This window comes from Chryseobacterium sp. 'Rf worker isolate 10' (assembly GCF_050753305.1).
In the GTDB taxonomy this organism is placed as follows: domain Bacteria; phylum Bacteroidota; class Bacteroidia; order Flavobacteriales; family Weeksellaceae; genus Chryseobacterium.
Window position 1 is genome coordinate 405,731 of sequence record NZ_JBOZOF010000001.1, and the last position, 18,367, is coordinate 424,097.

Consider the following 18,367-nt stretch of genomic DNA (forward strand, 5'->3'; position numbering starts at 1 on the left):
ACCGATGAAAAAATTAATACTACCGATAGGAGCCTTGCTCTTATCCAATTTAATATATGCCCAGCTTTCCCCGCTTCCTAATACGGAAAACTATGTTCAGACCAAAACCTATCTGGATTATAACGGAACTTCAGCAACAAAATCTTCAGAGACCGTTCAGTATTTTGATGGCTTGGGTAGACCAAAACAAATTGTCAACGTAAAAGCATCTCCACTGGGAAAAGATGTGGTTACGCCTATTAAATATGACCAATTCGGAAGACAGGTACAGGATTACCTTCCTATTCCTCAGGGAGGAACGCTGAATGGAGCCATTATCCCAGATCCTTTGAGCAATCTAAGCAGTACACCCTATGGCTCTGAAAAGATTTACTCTGAAAAAGTTTTGGAAAACTCACCTTTAGACAGGATTTTGGAACAAAAACAAGTAGGTAACGAATGGAATGGGAAATCTGTAAAATTTAAGTATGATACCAATACCGCTGAAGATAAAGTAAGAAAGTTTGCAGCTCCTACCAGCTGGTCCAATAGTGCTACCCAATCAGGAATCGCTAATGCTGGAATCTACGCAGAAGGGCAGCTGTATAAAAATACTGTAACTGATGAAGACGGCAATACAACCATAGAGTTTAAAAATGGAAGAGGACAGGTTTTGTTGGTCAGAAAAGTGATAAGTGCTGCAGAAAATGCAGATACTTACTATGTTTATAATGATTATGATCAATTAGTATTTGTTCTTCCTCCACTTTTGTCAAAGTTGGACAGCTGGGGAATGCCTGAGCATGATGCATTAGCTTATCAGTACCGTTATGATGGAAAGGGAAGATTAGTAGAAAAAAAGCTTCCTGGCAAAGAGTGGGAATTTATGGTGTATGATAAAGCAGACAGGATGATCCTATCCCAGGATGCCAATCAGAGAGCTTCATTCAGCTGGATTATCTATAAATATGATATCTTTGGAAGACTGATTTATACAGGAATAAAAAAAGCTAATAACACCAGAATCGGGATGCAGAACCAGATTAGTGGTGGGGCTGTTCTTGAAGGTAGAGATAATACTCCTCTGACAGCAAATGGAATGCCTTATTATTACACCAATATGCATTGGGGATTAGATAGCCTTCTTTCAGTGACGTATTACGATTCTTATCCTCAGCAGTATGGCTTTAATCCACCTGTTCCTTCAACTATTTTAGGAGAACCTGTATTGACAGAAGCTCCTACTTCTGATGGAAGAAGTACCAAAGGGCTTCCTGTTTTAAGTCTTGTAAAAAACATTGAGGATGATGGCTGGACAAAAACCTATACCTATTACGACAGGAAAGGAAGAGTGATTGGAACCCATTCTATCAATCATTTGGGAGGATATACCCATACAGAATCCAAACTGGATTTTGCAGGATTACCGCAACAGACTATTACCAAACATAAGCGGTTAAATACAGATGCGGAAAGAGTTGTAACTGAAACTTTTGAATCTGATCATCAGAACAGATTGCTGGCTCACAAGCATCAGGTAGATGGTAACCCGACAGAAATTTTAACACAGAATATGTACAATGAGATTTCTCAGATTTCTGGTAAAAAAGTAGGAGGAACTGATACAGCCAATCCATTACAGACCATAGATTACAAATATAATATCCGGGGCTGGATGACCCAGATTAATGATCCTGCCAACCTGGGAAATGATTTGTTTGGATATACAATAAAATATACCGATCCTGTCATAGGAAACTATCCTGGCAGATTCAACGGAAATATTGCTGAAGTAGATTGGAAAGCCGCCACAGACGGCCAGCTGAGAAGATATAATTATGCATACGACCGTCTCAACAGATTAGTACATGCCATCTATCTGAAGCCCGATGCTTCCGTAGTACAAACCAGCGCCTATAATGAATGGGTTGATTATGATCTCAACGGAAATATCACCCGTTTGGACAGGTTTGGAGATTCTGATGGCAACGGCCCTATACAGATCGACAGATTATACTACACCTATTCCGGGAACAGACTAAGCAAAGTTGAAGATACCACCCAAAACTCTTCGGGATATCCGTATGTGTCAAACCCTAATACGATTGGCTACGATGATAATGGAAATATGACCAGCCATATGGATAAAGGTATTTCCTCCATCCAATATAATTATCTAAATTTACCAGAAAAAATTACCCAAAATTCCAAAGTAACGGATTATATTTACAGAGCAGACGGAGTGAAGGTGAAAAAGGTTTTCGGTACAGAAGCAACTGATTATCTGGATGGCTTTCAGTATACAGATTCAGTATTAAAGTTCTTCCCAACAGCAGAAGGATATTTTAATGTTGAGACCGGAAAATATGTGTACAATTATACGGACCACCTAGGGAATACAAGACTGAGCTATGCTAAGAATGGGGCAGGAACAGAGATCATTGAAGAAAGTAATTATTATCCTTTTGGATTGAAGCACGAGGGGTATAATGTTTTATCGGGAAATCCAGCATATAAATACAAGTACAACGGGAAAGAATTGCAAGAGACAGGGATGTATGACTTTGGAGCAAGGATGTATATGCCGGACTTAGGAAGGTGGGGTGTTGTTGATCCACTGGCGGAAAAATATCTCAATATATCTCCTTATAACTATACAGCAAATAATCCTGTTCTTTATATAGACCCAGATGGTAGAGCAGTTATTGGTAGTGGAGATAACATTACTTATACAGAAGATGATGCAAAGTCAGCATTTTTACAATTAAAAAATTCAATGTCAGCATCTAAACCAACTGATGATATAACTGTTAATGGCAAAGGTCTTATTAGTAATATTTTGAGAAATGGCCAGTCTAATAGATTTTTTGATGAAAGTGGAAAACAATTGTATTTTAATGACTCACAACATGATGATAAGTATATGCTTTCTCAAAATTTTAATGTAGGAGATAGACTATATTTCCCAATTTCATTTTCTGATTTAAATTCCCAAGTAACAGGAGTTTTCCATAATAATCAGTTAATACTTATGAATAGCCTGGGCGGTATAGGTAGTAAATTTAATTCGTATGTTGATATGTTTTTGAACTCATACAACTTTGGAGCAGGAAAGGGTTCTGATTTTACATATAATTTTTTAGTTCCTCTTTTACAAAGCAATAATGTTGGAGTTACAAATGAAAATATGCAAGATAAGTTTATACCCAATGCTTTTTTTAGATTTGATAGTGTAAATATGGTTTACAATACTTTTGATGCTGGTAATTTTATGTGGGGAGCATGGACAAAGTACACAGGTCTTTCTTCTGAGAGTGCATTGTGGGGTGCAAGATTAAATGAATTTGGAAGTGATAGTCCCAGAGACCAAAATGCTATTTGGAGAGGGCATAAATATTTTTATAAAGGAACTTACAAAAAATGATAATATGAGAAAGAGAAGTTTTTTTTTATTATTGGTTTTAATACTCTGTTTGTTTGTTAGATATAATTTATATAGTAAATTAATTCCAAGTTCAGTTTATGAAGTGGTTAATCCCAGACAATTGGAAGGGCTGTTTAATTTGGGTTTTTACTTAGGGCTTATAGTTCAAGTTGTATTAATAATTTCAATAACAGTTAATTATAAGAAAATGAAAATCCAAGATTTTATAGTAGCAGGACTGTCTTTGATATTCCTACTATCTTTCATTGTTTTAATGTTAACTATCTGATAGAATTTGTCATCAGAATGACAGATTTAAGAAAATAAAAAGCGATACCCCCTGCTGGCGTGAGCCTTTCGCTCGTGTCCACAAACAAAACAAAACCACTGCTCCAGCAGTGGTTTTATGTTTTATCTCTTACTTTTCAAGCAACTTTTCCAGTCTGCTCATCATTTCATCCTTTTCCTTTAGCATGCGTTCATACAACGCAATTTTTTCTTCGTGAAGTTGGATAATTTTATCTATTGGGTTGATGTTACATTTGTATTGTTCAGCATAAGCAACAGCGTCATCTTGAAAAGTATTCGCTATAATATTCACAGCTTGTTCTTCATCAAAATTTTGAAAAGCTTCTACGGGAATTTTCAGTACTTCGGATATTTTTTCGAGTAGTTGGTTTTCAATGGTTTCTTTTTGTTCAAGTAAAGAAATCTTCTTTTGGTTCCAGTCCTTGCCTAAATCAAGAGCCAATGCTTCCTGCTTTATTCCCAGCTAATTTTTAAAGTATCGGGAACTACTTTATAAACTGTCTTCAACAGGTTCGGAAGTGCTTTCGGTCACTTCTGTAAGTCTCTGCAACCGCTCATTAATTTGCTGTAACCATTTCGTAAACTGTCTCCAGTCATTTAAAAAGTCCCTCCAGACACTATGACAAGCCTCTCCATATACTTCATCAAGTGTCTGGAGGAGGTTCAGAAATGCCTCCAGACACTTAGCTAACAGCCTCTAGCTAGTTGTATAAATACCTTTAGCCTTAATCAAAGTGATTAAAGACCGTTATGAAACTACCCTTAGCCCCTTATATAACCAGATATACCCCCTTACTCAAGGGGATAGAGGGGGTTGGTGAAGGGGGTATAGTATGTTGTGAAGGTGTCTGATAGTCGCTTTTCTGATAGACCTTAAATAAAACCTCCGCTGCAATGAATTGCAGCGGAGGTTCTTATATTTTCAAATAAATTATTCGCCATCTCTTTCTCCTAAAGATTCTTTTAGCTTGATGAGTTCAGCTTTTACAAACTCCAGGCGGTCGATGAGGGTAATTGTTTCGGAAATTTTACTGTTGGTGGTCAAAGCGATACGGGCTCCGTCAAGGGTATATCCCTTTTCCTTTACCAGATGGTAGATCATCTGAAGGTTTTTGATATCTTCAGGAGTGAAATATCGGTTACCTTTTCTGTTTTTTTTAGGCTTGATAATAGGGAATTCCTGTTCCCAATAGCGTATTAATGAAGTGTTTACATCGAATGCTTTGGCTACTTCTCCTATAGAATAATACAGTTTATCAGGTAAATTTATTTTCATTTTACAACTCCTAAACCTCAAAGATAAAAATTTTTTAAAGTTGTAGCCAAATATATTGTAAAAAGTACTGTATGACTTTCATTACAAAAGACAAAACTATTTTATTCATGAATAAGTGAGAAAAAAAATAAAAATAAGTCTGATTTTTTAATATCTTAGACAAAATCAACCCAAAACATTATGATATGAAACATTATTTCTTTATTTTCTTACTGATGATCCCATTTTTAGGGTTTTCACAGTGGACAAGAACTGAGGTGAGGTCTCAGAAAGTTAAAAAATCACAGGAAAAATTAGAATTTTCCGGGCTGTACACATTAAATACAGATCAGCTTAAACAAACATTGAAAAATGCTCCGGTGCGTTTTACAAATGAAAAAGGAGTGGTTATTTCCCTTCCTTCCGCCAATGGAAAGCTTGAAAAATTTCAGGTGTGGGAGTATTCCAATATGGCTCCTGAATTACAGGCGAAATTCCCGGACATCAGATCGTATGTTGGAACAGGACTGGAAGATCCCTCCGTATATGTAAGATTTAGTCTTTCACCTGTTGGTTTTTCATCCATGACAACAAGATCCGGAATCTCCGAATTTATAGAACCATACACCGAGGACAGATCAGTATATGCTGTATTTGATTCCAATGCGAGAAGAGGACAGGATAAAGAACCTTTTGAATGTCTTACTCCCAATAAACCGGAAAACAAAAATTCTGAAAAAAAAAACAATGCTGTCAATAAAAAAACAGCAGGATTTAATGTTTTCAGATTGGCCCTAACCTGTACGGCTGAATATGCACAATATCACCTTACAGCAGCCGGAACTCCTTCTGGAGCTACAGACGCACAAAAGAAAGCTGTTGTTTTAGCAGCAATGAATACAACCCTGACCCGTCTGAACGGTGTTTTTGAAAAAGATCTTTCCCTTCATTTTAATCTGGTAGCCAATAATGATGCTGTTATTTTTGTCAGCACAACTTCACCTGGTTACCCTTATACAGCATCAGGTGAGCAAAATCAGGCAGGGCAGACAACAATTACTAACCTTATTGGTGCTGCCAACTATGATATGGGACATATTTTTGACCGTGAAGACGGAAACGGATATGCTCCTGGAGATATCTGCGATGATGCTACAAAAGCAATGGGGTGGACAGCTAGTAATTATCCTGAAGGAGATAATTTTGACATCGATTATGTGGCTCACGAAATGGGGCATCAGTTAGGAGCTAACCATACATTCAGTTACAGTACGGCATCGGGAAATCTGGCATCGCTGGTGGAGCCGGGCAGTGGTTCTACCATTATGGCTTACACCGGAATTACAAGTAATTATGATGTACAGTTTAATTCCAATGATTATTTTCATGGATTCAGTGTTCAGGAAATTAAAACTAATATAAACAGTGTAGCCTGTGGTGCCAATACTCCTTTTGCAGATCCGGCTCCGTCTATCAATGCCGGCGCAGATTATGTTATTCCAAAGTCTACCGCATTTGTCCTTAAAGGAACTTCCACAGATGCCAATACAGCTTCTTACACCTATACATGGGAACAAATGGATTCAGGTTCGGCTCAAACAGGAAATAATTCCATTCCTTATCTGAATAAACCAACTGGTCCTACATTCAGATCTATAAGTCCGGTAACCACTCCGGTACGATACTTCCCGGACTTCAATAAAGTATTAGCCGGAGTTCTTACTACCAAGTGGGAAACGGTTTCAGGAGTAGGAAGAAACCTTAATTTCGCACTGACTGTAAGAAATAACAGCGTTGCTGCTCCTCAAACCAATAAGGATGCCATGATGATCACTGTGAATAATGCTTCGGGCCCATTTAAAGTGACTGCTCCTGCATTTGGTCAGTCTGCAAGCTCTGGATCAACAGTCAACGTTACCTGGGATGTAGCCAATACCACACAAGCGCCTGTAAGTACAGCGAATGTGAATATTAAATTATCTACAGATGGTGGGCAGACATTTACTACTATTGCAACCAATACTCCTAACGATGGAAGCGAACAGGTTGCAATTCCGGCAGGATCTACTGCTACTAATGCCTATATTATGGTGGAAGCGGTAGGAAATATCTATTATGCGGTAAGCCCAAGCTTTGTTATTGATTATACAGTAGAAGGGGAAAACTGTACTACCTATACTTACGGAGGTACTGCTGTTCCTATTACGGATGGCCCTGGAGGAAATGCTGCTATAGCATCGCCTATGGTTTCAGCTCCTATGACCGTTAATAATACCGGAATTATCACAAAAATTAAAGTAACACCTTCTGTTACCCATACTTATGTAAGTGATGTTTCATTAGGAATAGAAGGTCCTTTGGGAACATCTGCTCTTATCTGGCACAGACAGTGTGGTTCTCAGGATAATATAACCGCTACGTTCAGTGATACCGGAAGTGCTGTTGTTTGTGCTACTCCTATTCAGGGGGAAGCTAAATCTAATGAATCATTGGGCATTTTCGTAGGACATCCTGCACAGGGACAATGGAAATTGTTTGCTTCAGATAACTATACAGGAGATACAGGAACCATCAATGGATGGACACTTCAGGTTTGTACCCGCCAGACACAGTCATTAGGAATCAAAGAATCAAATTCTCCATTGGCAGATGATATTAAGATTTACCCTAATCCAAGTGACGGTAATTTCTTTATCAAATCCCGAAATATAAAAGGAGATGTGAAAGTAAATATGTTTGATTCCAGTGGAAGATTAATTTATACTTCAGCGTATAAGAGTGAAGGAAACAATACCAAAGAATTTAATGTAAATGTTCCTAAAGGAGTATATGTGATCAGCATCAATTCTTCAAAAGGAGTTTATAACAGCAAGCTTGTCATCAAATAACAGACAATTCGTTGTAAGAGATAAAGAGGATCGGTATATACCGGTCCTTTTTTTGTATAAATTTGTGAATCCTTAAGGTGTATATAAATTATAGATGATGAATCCGATCTCAGTTCTTCATATTGATCTTTTCCAGGCAGGTAAAAATACTTCAGATTTTTATTTTAATACGATGAAAAATCATCTGGTGGTGGGACATCGTCATATTGAAAAACCTCACAGACACGATTTCTATGCAGCTGTTCTGTTTACCAGAGGAACGGGAGTACACGAGATTGATTTTCAGAAATATGATGTTTCTGAAGGAAGCTTTTTCTTTTTGTCACCGGGCCAGATTCACAGCTGGGAACTTTCAGCAGACATAGAAGGGTATATTTTCTTTTGCTCCCAGGAATTTTATGAAATGCATTATGTGAATCAGAAACTGAGAAATTTTCCCTTTTTCGGATCCGTATCATTTCCACGAAAGCTTCAACTGGATGATTTGGAACTGAAGAAAAATATCATTTTATTTCAGGAATTGGGGGAAGAGCATCAGGCTAAAAATATCATGAAAGAAGGACTGATTTTATCATTAATGTCTCAGATTTTCATCAATGCTGCCCGATTATTTTCAAGAGACTTTGATGCTATGGATTCCACTGCCGGACTTTCTTATTTTAAACATTATCAGGATTTCGAAAATTTGATTGAACAACACTTTGCAGAACATAAATCAATTACTTACTATTCCTCTTTGATGGGAATTTCATCCAAACATTTAAACAGAATCGTGCAGACGGTTGTTCAGAAAACGGCTACCGACGTTATTACAGAAAGAGTAGTACTGGAAGCCAAAAGAATGTTGATGTATCTGGATGAAAGCCTTGTCGAAATTGCTTTCCGTTTAGGATATGAAGAGTATTCTTACTTTGTAAGAGTATTCCGGAAAAGCTCCGGAATGACTCCTACTCAGTTTATGAGGAAATATAAGGCTTAATGAGTTTAAAGTTCAAGGTTTAAAGTTTGGGAGAGAGTGTGTTGTAAACCACCCCGTCAAAAATTCTTAGAATTTTTGCCACCCCTCCATAGGATGGGAATTAATGAAATCTCAACTACTTTTCCTAATCCCTGAAACCTATTACCTATCATCTGCTACCTAAAGCGCTAGCTTAAACGGTCCTTCAAAAGTCGTATCAAACGAATCTACCAGTTTTCCTTTTTCATCAAAAACTCCAATCACCATATTTTGTTTTGAGAATTTAATTTCGTCTTCGGGGAAGGAAATGTTGATGTTTCCTTTCAGGATCTGGTCTCCTTTTAATATGATTTTTTCAGAACCGAAATAAGTAATTTCAGCATTGGTAGGAGAGATTACTCTGATAGTAAGGGTTTTCTTTTCATTCGATTTATTCAGAAGGGTATAAATAAAAGTATTGGTGATTTTACCGTCTTTAACGAAAAATGTAGACCCTGCCGGTTTGATGAATTTCGCTTCCATAGAGCCTCGGTCGTACATTAAGAATCCAAGGAATCCGATAAGTAATGCCAGAATGACGGTTGTAGCTTTCATTCTCGGAGTAAACCGGAATTTATCCTGATTTTCAATTTCGGCTTCCGTGGCATAACGTACGAGCCCTTTAGGTAAACCTACTTTTTCCATCACTTCGTCACATGCATCGATGCATGCTGTACAGTTCACACATTCCAGCTGCTGTCCGTTTCTGATATCAATTCCTGTAGGACATACTACCACACACTGGTTACAGTCGATACAATCTCCTTTTCCTGCTGCTTTTCTTTCTTCATTGTTTCTCCATTTTGCACGGCCTTCACCTCTTTTAAAATCATAATATACATTGATCGTCTGTTTGTCAATCAATACTCCCTGAAGCCTTCCATATGGGCAGACCAGTGTACAAACCTGCTCACGAAGCCATGCAAAAACAAAATAGAAAGTCATGGTGAAAAATATCATGGCGGTAAACTTCAGTGAGTTTCCTTCCGGCCCTTCACTCATAATTCGGAAAACCTCCTCATATCCCACAATATACATGAACATGAAGTGAGAGATAATAAGGGAAATTAAAAGAAAAGCAGACCATTTCGTTACTCTTTTTCTGATTTTCTCTGCATCCCATTCCTGTCTGTCGAGTTTCATTTGTTTATTTCGGTCGCCTTCGATCCAGTATTCAATTTTTCGGAAAACCATTTCCATAAAAAGAGTCTGAGGGCACAGCCAGCCACAGAATATCCTTCCGAAAACTACAGTGAACAGCATGACAAAGATTACCGACGTTACTGCTCCCAAAGCAAGGATGAAAAAGTCCTGCAGATAAAATGGCTGCCCGGCGATAAAGAATTTCCCATCGATGACATTAATGAGCAGAAAAGGATTATTATTGATTTTTATAAATGGTAATCCGAAAAATAAAGCAAGAAGAAGATAACTTGTGTAATTTCTGTAGTTGGTATACTTTCCTTTGGGCTTTCTGGGGAAAATCCATTTCCTTTTTCCGGTTTCATCCATTGTTCCCACTGAATTTCTGAAATCTTCATTTTCAATTTCCAAAGACTTGATATTGTTGGACTCTGCGCTCATTGTTGTATGCTATAAAAGTATTTTGGTACAATTTTCATCCGGATTTCTCCTTTTTAAATAATATTTTCCTTCAAAAAAAGGAGTTGATCCTGTTACTGCAAAGCTCCGGAATATATCCTTTTACTACTAATATGATCTACTTACAAAATAGGACAATTGGGACATTTTGTATTTGTGATTTTTATTGTATCAAAATGAGAAAATATTTTGAAACCTGTGAGCCATATTGTAAATTGCAGCTTTAAAAATGAAGCATGAAGAATATATTTAAAATAAGCATGATTGGTTTGGTTTTCGCATTGGTAAACTGTCAATCAGTAAATTATAGTAAAATGTTTTATGAAGGAGTAAAGCCGGAAATGGTTTCGGACAAGTTCAGTTTCACAGAAGGGCCATCTGCAGATCAAGAAGGGAATGTTTACTTTACAGATCAGCCGAACGATAAGATCTATTACTGGGACTGGAAAAGTAATCAGGTGATAGAGTTTTTAGATAAAACGGGAAGAGCAAACGGAACACACTTCGACAAAGACGGATATCTGATAACCTGTTCTGATGATCAGGGAGAAATATGGAAAATTTCAAAGGATAAAAAAATTGAAGTTTTACTTAAAAGTTTTGAAGGAAAAAGACTGAATGGTCCAAATGATGTCTGGAACGATGAAACAGGAGGTATGTACTTTACAGATCCCTTGTATGAAAGAGATTACTGGATTGGATTTAAACAGGAAATTCAGCATAAAAGCCTTTATTACAGAGATAAAACAGGCAAAGTTACCAAGCTTGATACTTTCACGCAACCTAACGGAATTGTAGGAAGTGAAAAATTAAAGAAATTATATATTTCTGATATTGATGCCGGAAAAACCTATGTGTATGATATACTGGGCGATGGAAAGCTGTCTGAGAAAAAACTGTTTTGCGAAATGGGTTCAGACGGAATGGAGCTGGATAAACATGGAAATCTTTACCTGACAGGAGACGGAGTACATGTTTTTAACCGTCTTGGAAAAAAGATCTATCATATTTCTATCCCCGAAAAATGGACATCCAATGTCGCTTTCGGTGGGAAAAATAATAATGTACTTTTCATTACGGCTTCAAAATCTGTCTATACTTTTCCTACCAGAGTAAGAGGAATTAAATAATTTTGTGTCATTGCGAGAAGCACAGCGACGAAGCAATCTCTTTTCATTACATATGAGATTGCTTCACTTCGTTCGCAATGACAATAGAGTATTGAGTAGAAGGCTTTAATAAGCAACCTCCATTTTCACTTTCTTTCCTTTCAGTTTTTCGTTTTGAAGCTTTTTTAAAAGAGTATTTACTTTATTTCTGGAAACGGCAACATAAGAGGTAGTGTCTTTTACTTCAATTATTCCTACGTCTTCTTTTTGCAGTTCTCCCTTCTTTAATAAATAACCTACAATATCCACTTTATTCACTTTATCCTTTTTTCCTGCACTGATGTAAACTGTTTGAAAAGGTGTTTTCTGCGGAACTTTAGTGAATCCGGTAACGCTTTCTTCCGGAGTATTATTTTTAATGAACGGGAAGTTTTCTTCTTCAGTCATGATCAGGTATACAAAACCTTTGGCATTCATTCTTGCCGTACGTCCGTTTCTGTGGATGAAGGCATCTTCTTTGGGAGGAAGCTGATAATGAACAATAGATTCTACTTCAGGAATATCAAGTCCGCGGGCAGCCAGATCGGTTGTAATAAGAATTCTTGCAGAATCGTTTCTGAATTTTAACAGGGCACGTTCTCTTTCATCCTGTTCCATACCGCCATGAAAGGTTTCTCTGTCGATTCCCATCTGGTGAAGAAGCTCAGAGATACGGTCTACAGCCTCACGGTGGTTACAGAAAATTAAGGTTCTTTTATTTCCGATTTTACAAACCAGATTGAAGAGAGTATCCAGTTTTTCCTCAGGAATAGTCATTACTTTTCTTAGTTGGATATCTGGCTTTATGTCATTTTCTTTAAGGAAACTGATCACTTTTTCATCTTTTAAGCCTGTAAAAGCCGGAATTTCATCCATTGCTGTTGCAGACGTTAAAATTCTTTGAGAAAGTCCTTTTAAAGAATTAGAAATAAATTCCATATCATCCTGGAAACCTAATTCCAGAGCTTTATCGAATTCATCAAGAACTAAGGTTTTAATTGTTTTCGGATCAAAATTGTTATTTCGTAAATGATAAACAACCCTTCCCGGAGTTCCAATCAATACAGCAGGAGCTTCAATTAAATTATTAACCTCTATTTTTTTATCATGTCCGCCATAGCATACAGATACTTTGAAATCTGATCCCATTGCTTTAAAAACCTGCTCAATCTGTAAAGCCAGTTCTCTGGCAGGAACTAATATTAATGCCTGAACTCCCTGAACATTTTTTTTCAGATTCCGAAGGACAGGAAATAAAAAAGCAAGAGTCTTGCCGGATCCTGTAGGAGAGAGCAAAACAATGTCTGTATTGTTTTCAGAAGCTTTATAAGCAGATTTCTGCATCTGATTCATATCCTGAATCTGCAGTTTTTGATAAATTGATTCTAATTCCATGGTGCAAAGGTAATGAATTTAGGTCTTGTTGAGTGGGAGGGCGGTGAGTTTGAGGTTTGAGGTGGTAGCGTTTTAGAATAAGAAAATGTTGCCCTTCTTTAATTCTGTGTTGCTGTCATTCTGAATGAAGCGTAGCGAAATGAAGAATCTCATTTTGTTTTCTACTTATTATCGATGCTTCGTGAACTGCGTTCGTAAGCGTTTGGGTAATGCTCAGCATGATACTGGATATTAATTTATTCTAAATTTAAAACAGTTAGTATTAGGATGTCATGCTGAGCGCAGTCGAAGCATTCTTTTAATCAAGGTATTGATTTTTAACTATATAAGCCAAAAAATAACATGTTTGAATGTATTGCTTGTTTTAAATAAAATTCTTATCTTTGCACCCACTTTTGTGGCGAAAAGGTTTGACAAGTAAATTACTTACAATTAATTACTTCCGTATTTTTTAATCCGCATTTATTCAAACCGTTAAAAAAGAAGGAATACAAATTTTATTAGAAAATGTCAAAAGAGACAAATTCAGCAGAGGTTATTTTAAACCAAAACGTAGCACCAGAACAATTTGATTGGGATTCATTCGAATCAGGTCTTGATGCAGATGCGAGAAAAGAAAAAAGCGATTTAGAAGAAATCTATAACGGATCTCTTAACAGCCTAAACGATAATGACGTTTTAGTTGGTAGAGTTGTAAGATTAACTGATAAAGAAGCTATCGTAGACATCAACTTCAAATCTGAAGGTGTTATCTCTCTAAACGAATTCCGTTACAACCAAGGCCTAAAAGTAGGTGATGAGGTAGAAGTAATGGTTGACAAGAGAGAAGACAAAACTGGACAATTACAGTTATCTCACAGAAAAGCTAGAACGCTTAAAGCTTGGGATAAAGTAAACGAACTTCACGAAACTGGAGAAATCGTTAACGGTTTTGTTAAATCTAGAACTAAAGGTGGTATGATCGTTGACGTTCACGGAATCGAAGCATTCTTACCTGGTTCTCAAATTGACGTTAAGCCAATTAAAGATTACGATCAGTTCGTAGGAAAAACTATGGAGTTCAAAGTTGTGAAAATCAACCCTGAGTTCAAAAACGTAGTTGTATCTCACAAAGCATTGATCGAAGCAGATATCGAAGGTCAGAAAAAAGAAATCATCGCTCAGCTTGAAAAAGGTCAGGTTCTTGAAGGTACTGTTAAGAATATTACTTCTTACGGTGTATTCATTGACTTAGGAGGTGTTGATGGATTGATCCACATTACAGACCTTTCTTGGTCTAGAGTGAACCACCCATCTGAAATCCTAGAGGACGGACAGACTGTAAAAGTTGTAATCCTTGATTTCGATGATGAGAAAACAAGAATCCAATTAGGTATGAAGCAATTAGAAGCTCATCCTTGGGATGCTCTTTCTGCTGACATGAAAGTAGGTGACAAAGTAAAAGGAAAAGTAGTAGTTCTTGCTGACTATGGTGCATTCGTAGAAATCGCTCCAGGTGTAGAAGGATTAATCCACGTTTCTGAAATGTCTTGGTCTACTCACTTAAGATCTGCTGGAGATTTCGTAAAAGTAGGTGATGAAGTAGAAGCTGAAGTATTAACTTTAGATAGAGAAGAAAGAAAAATTTCTCTTGGTATCAAGCAATTGTCTAAAGATCCATGGGAAAACATCGAAGCTAAGTATCCGGTAGGATCTCAGCATGTAGGAACTGTAAGAAACTTCACTAACTTTGGTGTATTCGTAGAGTTAGAAGAAGGTATCGACGGATTAATCTACATCTCTGATCTTTCTTGGACTAAGAAAATCAAGCACCCATCTGAGTTCTGCGCAGTAGGTGATAAGCTAAACGTTGTAGTTCTTGAATTAGATATCCAAGCTAGAAGATTATCTCTAGGTCACAAGCAATTGACTGAAAACCCATGGGATAAATTCGAAACTAAATATGCTGAAGGAACTATCCACGCTGGTAAAGCTGTAGAAGTTCACGATAAAGGAGCTTCTGTTCAATTCGAAGATGCTGAGGTTGAAGCTTTCTGCCCTTCAAGATTATTAGAGAAAGAAGATGGATCTAAAATCAAAAAAGGTGAAGATGCTCAATTCAAAGTAATCGAATTCAACAAAGAATTCAAGAGAGTAGTGGTATCTCACACAGGTATCTTCAGAGATGAAGAGAAGAAAAACGTAAAAGAATCTTCTTCTAGAAACGTAACTTCTTCTTCAAACAATGAAGAAAGATCTACTCTTGGAGACATCGATGCATTAGCAGAGTTGAAAAGAAAAATGGAAGAAGGTAAATAATCTTTGAACCATTTATAAATAAGGAGCCGCTCTTTTGAGCGGCTTTTTTTATGCCAATATGAAAAGGATGTAATTGGGTAAAGAAAAAAGAGTATATCCTCACTTTTTAGTTGTCAGAAAATAAAGATTTGCAAAAAAATAGTAAAAATTAATAGCAGGAAATCGCCAGGAATATTCATTGATTGATGATTTTATTTAATGAAATAATGACATCAAAAATATCTAAAAGTGCGATAAATATAACATGGCAGGGGTAAATCTATGACAGACTTCTCTGTATTGAGAAATATGTAAATTGATTTCGATTTGATAGATTTATTTTTATTGATTTATTTTTAAATTTTAATTAAAAAAAATGATTATGATTTGTGAATTATTTGTAGATTAGCGACTTTAATAATGGATATGAAAAATAAAGCTCTACCTCTTTTATTTGCGGTGTTTTCTGCATTCCCAACAGTATTGTTTGGACAAGATAATGAAAAACTCATTAAGGATTATATTTCTCAAAATAAGATCAGGGAATATAAAAAATCTGATCTTAACAATATCATCGTTGATAACGTGGATCCTTCAAAATCACTGAACGGTAATGTTGTGAAATTTTTACAGACCTATAATGGCTTGCCAATATACAGCTCTGTAGGTACAGCATTGATTAAAGACAATAAAATTGTTTATTATACAGATAATTTTGTAAAAGATTATACTGCATCTACATCAGGTACGGCTGTTATTAATAAGACTACAGCGCTTCAGAAGATTGCTGAAGATCTGAAGAATCCTGATATTGCTAATTTTACAATTCTTGGATATCTTGAAAAAACTCAGAAAAAAGCTACATCAGCCAATCAAAGACTGGTATATACCAATGATGAGAGCGGAAACCTGCGTTTGGCATATGAATATACTTTGATGGAGCCAAAATCTCCAAATTACTGGAACATTTTAGTAGATGCAAACAATGGAAATATTCTGTTAAAAAATAATCTTACACTATCATGTAACTTCCATCATGATGCCTACAGTTCAGATGCTGATTATAGCCATGCTGACCATTTCGAGAATACATTAGTAGGACCTCAAAACAGTATGGTACAAAATAATATTCCTTTGCTTGTGCCAGATAATGCAACTTATAATGTATTTCCGTTGCCTATTGAAGCTCCAACTTTTGGTTCAAGATCAGTTCTTACCAATCCTTGGCTGCTGAATGCTTCTCCTGAAGGATGGCATTCCGATGGAGTTAACCATTATACCGTTACCAGAGGAAATAACGTTTTTGCTTATGAAGATGTAGCAGGAACAGCTTTGAGTGCTCCTGATTATCTTACAGGTACTCCTGCAGAAGGAGGAGCAGCAAGAAATTTTAATTTCCCTTTCAATATCAACGAAGCTCCGGTAAATAATAGAAATGCAGCTATCACCAATTTGTTTTATATTAACAACAAAATGCATGATATTTTCTATCAGTTCGGATTTACAGAATCTGCAAAGAACTTCCAGCAGAACAATTTTGGAAATGGACCTGTAGGAGGAGATGATGATTCTGTATATGCAGAAGCACAGGATGGAAGTGGATTAAATAATGCAAATTTCTCTTCACCATCAGATGGTTATACCCCTAGAATGCAGATGTATCTTTGGTCATCTATAGGAAGGATATTTTATTATAATGCACCAAGTACTGCTGTTTCCCGTACTCCAGGAGCAGGAACAGCTCAGTTTGGTATCCCTGTACCTATGAATGGGATAACCGGAGATGTTGCATTATCTCCAGTTTTAGATGGATGTACTGCTTTACCGGCAGGTTCACTGACAGATAAAATTGGTTTGGTTGAAAGAGGAACATGTGCCTTTACTGTTAAAGTGAAAAATCTTCAGGACGCCGGAGCTAAAGCAGCTATTGTTTATAACAATGCGGCTAATGGATCTACTTTAGGTAATATGGCGGGAACAGATTCTACAATTACTATTCCTTCAGTACTTATTATTAATTCTGAAGGAGAATATATAAAAACTCAGCTTGCAGCAAGTACCAACGTAAATGTTACCCTGAAAGGAAATATGACGCCGGACGGAAGTTTTGATAATGGAATTGTGATCCACGAATATGGCCACGGAATATCAAACAGAATGACAGGTTCAGGGTCTGGTTCATGTCTTAATGCTAATGTAAGTAAAGAGCAAATGGGAGAAGGATGGTCAGATTTCTTTGCCTTAATGCTTACGAATAAAGCCGGAGATAATGCTACTGTAGCAAGAGGTACAGGTACTTATGCATTAGGTCAGGCGATTACAGGAGCAGGTATCAGACCTGCCAAATATTCAACCAATCTTGCTGTTAACGGATATACCTATGGAAGCACTAACGGAATGGAATATAACAACGGAACTGCAGTAGTTCCGGATGTACACTCTATTGGTTTTGTATGGGCTACCATGTTATGGGATCTTCACTGGAAATATGTTGAGAAATATGGATATTCTTCAGATGTATTATCTGCAACACCTAACGGAAGTACAAAAGTATTACAACTGGTAACAGATGCTCTGAAACTACAGGGATGTAACCCTAGCTTTATTGATGGAAGAAATGCAATATTGGCTGCAGAGTTAGCAACTACTCAGGGGCAGAATAAATGTATGATTTGGGGTGTTTTTGCAAGAAGAGGATTAGGAGTGAACGCATCGGCTGGAGTTAAAAATAACATTAACGATCAGATTCAGGACTTCAATGTACCAGAAGAATGTTTATTGGCTACCAATGAAGTAAGCACAGATAAAAACAAAAATGTCTCTATTTATCCAAACCCGGCTAAAGATGAGTTCTATATCAAATTCCCAAGCAATACCCTTGGAAAAGTAAGTGTAGAACTTTATGATATGTCTGGTAAACTGGTTTCTTCTGAAGATAAAGTTTCACCGGATGCTAAGAAAGCAATTTCTACAAGCAGTTTGGTAAACGGAACTTATATGGTTAAAATCAAAGGACTTGGTTTTGAAGCTTCTTCAAAAGTAATGGTTAAAAAATAAAAAAACTTATTATAATCAAATTTCAAAAGTATCTCT

Annotated in this window: 10 protein-coding genes; 6 read left to right on the forward strand and 4 right to left on the reverse strand. The window is 36.7% G+C overall.

Annotated elements, in window-relative coordinates; all coding sequences use genetic code 11:
- Positions 1-4 precede the first annotated feature (4 nt).
- Entirely contained in the window at positions 5-3,403 is a 3,399-nt protein-coding gene (locus tag LKL37_RS01790) for a DUF6443 domain-containing protein (protein WP_431608870.1), read from the forward strand.
- Between the two features lie 418 nt (positions 3,404-3,821).
- Here the strand turns inward: LKL37_RS01790 and LKL37_RS01795 are convergent, their stop codons facing one another.
- Together LKL37_RS01795 and LKL37_RS01800 are read right to left on the reverse strand one after the other, a co-directional pair.
- Positions 3,822-4,154 (reverse strand): XRE family transcriptional regulator, encoded by a 333-nt coding sequence (locus tag LKL37_RS01795; protein ID WP_431608871.1) that lies wholly within the window; start codon positions 4,152-4,154, stop codon positions 3,822-3,824.
- A 489-nt stretch (positions 4,155-4,643) separates the two neighbouring features.
- Positions 4,644-4,988 carry a MerR family transcriptional regulator gene (locus LKL37_RS01800; protein WP_105683719.1) on the reverse strand — a complete coding sequence of 115 codons (345 nt, stop codon included), beginning with the start codon at positions 4,986-4,988 and terminating at the stop codon, positions 4,644-4,646.
- Between the two features lie 185 nt (positions 4,989-5,173).
- Here LKL37_RS01800 and LKL37_RS01805 point away from each other — a divergent pair, with 185 nt between their 5' ends.
- Complete coding sequence (locus LKL37_RS01805) at positions 5,174-7,855, forward strand: reprolysin-like metallopeptidase (protein ID WP_431608872.1); 2,682 nt, start codon at positions 5,174-5,176, stop codon at positions 7,853-7,855.
- A gap of 97 nt (positions 7,856-7,952) precedes the next feature.
- Positions 7,953-8,834, forward strand: coding sequence for an AraC family transcriptional regulator (locus LKL37_RS01810; RefSeq protein WP_431608874.1), 882 nt, complete (start codon positions 7,953-7,955; stop codon positions 8,832-8,834).
- 159 nt (positions 8,835-8,993) lie between these two features.
- On the opposite strand, the gene ccoG is transcribed toward LKL37_RS01810, so the two are convergent.
- On the reverse strand, positions 8,994-10,436 hold the full coding sequence (gene ccoG / locus LKL37_RS01815; RefSeq protein ID WP_431608875.1) for a cytochrome c oxidase accessory protein CcoG: 1,443 nt from the start codon (positions 10,434-10,436) through the stop codon (positions 8,994-8,996).
- A gap of 254 nt (positions 10,437-10,690) precedes the next feature.
- Here ccoG and LKL37_RS01820 point away from each other — a divergent pair, with 254 nt between their 5' ends.
- Complete coding sequence (locus LKL37_RS01820; RefSeq protein WP_431608876.1) at positions 10,691-11,584, forward strand: SMP-30/gluconolactonase/LRE family protein; 894 nt, start codon at positions 10,691-10,693, stop codon at positions 11,582-11,584.
- 105 nt (positions 11,585-11,689) lie between these two features.
- Here the strand turns inward: LKL37_RS01820 and LKL37_RS01825 are convergent, their stop codons facing one another.
- Positions 11,690-12,997 (reverse strand): DEAD/DEAH box helicase, encoded by a 1,308-nt coding sequence (locus tag LKL37_RS01825; protein ID WP_431608877.1) that lies wholly within the window; start codon positions 12,995-12,997, stop codon positions 11,690-11,692.
- Between the two features lie 507 nt (positions 12,998-13,504).
- Here LKL37_RS01825 and rpsA point away from each other — a divergent pair.
- Both rpsA and LKL37_RS01835 read left to right on the forward strand, forming a co-directional pair.
- Positions 13,505-15,295: a 30S ribosomal protein S1 gene (rpsA, locus tag LKL37_RS01830; RefSeq protein ID WP_431608878.1), complete on the forward strand. Its 1,791-nt coding sequence runs from the start codon at positions 13,505-13,507 to the stop codon at positions 15,293-15,295.
- 405 nt (positions 15,296-15,700) lie between these two features.
- Positions 15,701-18,331, forward strand: a complete 2,631-nt coding sequence (locus LKL37_RS01835; protein ID WP_431608880.1) for a T9SS-dependent M36 family metallopeptidase — start codon at positions 15,701-15,703, stop codon at positions 18,329-18,331.
- Positions 18,332-18,367: the final 36 nt, after the last annotated feature.